Origin of the sequence: uncultured Rothia sp., from assembly GCF_937976295.1 — a bacterium.
GTDB lineage: Bacteria > Actinomycetota > Actinomycetes > Actinomycetales > Micrococcaceae > Rothia.
Window position 1 is genome coordinate 1 of the sequence record NZ_CALJRY010000227.1, and the last position, 1,750, is coordinate 1,750.

Annotated in this window: 2 protein-coding genes; both read right to left on the minus strand. The window is 55.7% G+C overall.

What is annotated here, in order from left to right:
* Nucleotides 1-67: 67 nt before the first annotated feature.
* Nucleotides 68-784, minus strand: coding sequence for a DUF6318 family protein (locus tag Q0216_RS06115; RefSeq protein WP_298593766.1), 717 nt, complete (start codon nucleotides 782-784; stop codon nucleotides 68-70).
* 90 nt (nucleotides 785-874) lie between these two features.
* Nucleotides 875-1,618: a DUF6318 family protein gene (locus Q0216_RS06120; RefSeq protein WP_298593768.1), complete on the minus strand. Its 744-nt coding sequence runs from the start codon at nucleotides 1,616-1,618 to the stop codon at nucleotides 875-877.
* Between the last annotated feature and the right edge of the window lie 132 nt (nucleotides 1,619-1,750).

Here is a 1,750-nt window from a genome sequence, read left to right on the forward strand (position 1 = left end):
CGTGGTTTTATTCCACGAGGCGGGCGCCTTTTAGGTGTAGAAGCTATACGCTTCTAGACTGAAGCTTTTAGGAAGCAGAAGCCGATGCCGTGGCGCTAGAAGTAGCAACCGGATTCACTGTAAGCTTCCAGTCGCCATTCTCATAAACTCCACGAATGATGACATCTCCAGTAATTTTGCGGTAGTCCTTGGGAGACTCCATCACTTTCCCCTTGTATACAGCAAACTCACCATTCTCCAAAACCATCTTTACATTCCAGATATAGCTATCACCATCGCGGGTCGGTTGAGGCGTATTCATAACGGCAGTAACAGTTTGTTCTTGGCGCCAGACCTCCCCCTTTTGCAAAGCATCATCGAAGCTACCAGGCGTGGGCTCAAGGGTGGTCTTCATTTCTGAAATATCAATACCGCTTTCACGCAAAGGTTCGGTCTTTCCGGTACGTGCATAATATTCAGAGGCCGCTACATAGAACGCAATGGACTGATAGAAGCCCTCCACGCTGTTCTCGTTAGCAACAGCAGGCTTCACAGGTACAGGAACATTCTTGGGCGGCTCGGTACGGGTACCTTCCTTATAACCTGCAGGCTTGGAAGTGTAGCCCTCCAGGACTGCAACGCCGGAGTAGTCGCTACGAACGCTCTTAGTAGCAGAGGCACTAGCTGATGCATTACCACTTTCAACACTGACGGGTTGGGGCTGCGCGCCACATGCCGCCAGGAGGGTCGCGCCGCCGGCGGCGACAACCATGCCGAGGGCGGATCGGCGGGTTACGTTCTTCATTGATTCTCTCTATCTACGGTGGTGGTGGCGCCCGCCTCGTGGTTTCTAGCCACGCGGCGGGCGCCTTTTAGTTGTAGAAGCTATGCGCTTCTAGGCTGAAGCTTTAGCCGAAGCAGAAGCCGATGCAGAAGCCTCAGATTCAGACTTCATGCCAGTCAGCTTCCACGCACCGTTCTCGTAAACACCGCGCAGGGTACGCTCGACGACGTTCTCACGACCGCTTTCAGGAACCTCCAGAACCTTATCCTTGGATGCCATGAATTCACCACGGGTCACGGTGAAGCGGGTATTCCAGGTGTACGCCTTACCGTCACGGGTGGGCTGTGCGGTAAGCATGGTGATGGTGACAGTCGGGTCGTGCATCCAAACTTCGCCCTTGACCAGCTTTTCGCCAATGGTGCCATCTTCCGGCTCGAGCATTGACTTGATTTCGCTCTTGTCCATAGCGCTTTCACGCAGCGGCTCGGTCTTACCGGTGCGCATGTAGTATTCCATGGCTGCGCCGAAGAACGCGATGGACTGGTACAGGCCCTCCACGCTGTTCTCGTTAGCGACGGCGGGCTTGACCGGCACGGGGGCGTTCTTGGACGGCTCGGTGCGGGTTGCCAGCTGGTAGTCAGCGGGCTTGGAGGTGTAGCCGTCCAGGACTGCAGCACCGGAGTAATCGGCGCGTGCGTTGTTAACTTCGGCGTCCGAGGTGGAAGCAGATGCGCTACCGGATGCAGATGCAGAGCCGCTGGTCGCCTGGGACTGCGAACCGCACGCTGCCAGGAGGGTTGCGCCACCGGCAGCAACAAACAGGCCGAGTGCGGATCGGCGGGTTACGTTCTTCATTTTTCTCTCTATCTGTGGTGTGTTTTCCGCACCGTGGTGCGGGTGATGCCTGGGGCATCTAACGGGAAGACGGCACCACACGAATGTAGTGCCGTCTTACAGTATATGGTTTTACGACTGTATTTCTTTAGC

What these genes read in the sequence shown, in the direction of transcription:
- Q0216_RS06120 (WP_298593768.1), bottom strand. Translation starts at nt 1,618, where the DNA reads ATGAAGAACGTAACCCGCCGATCCGCACTCGGCCTGTTTGTTGCTGCC.
- Q0216_RS06115 (WP_298593766.1), bottom strand. Translation starts at nt 784, where the DNA reads ATGAAGAACGTAACCCGCCGATCCGCCCTCGGCATGGTTGTCGCCGCC.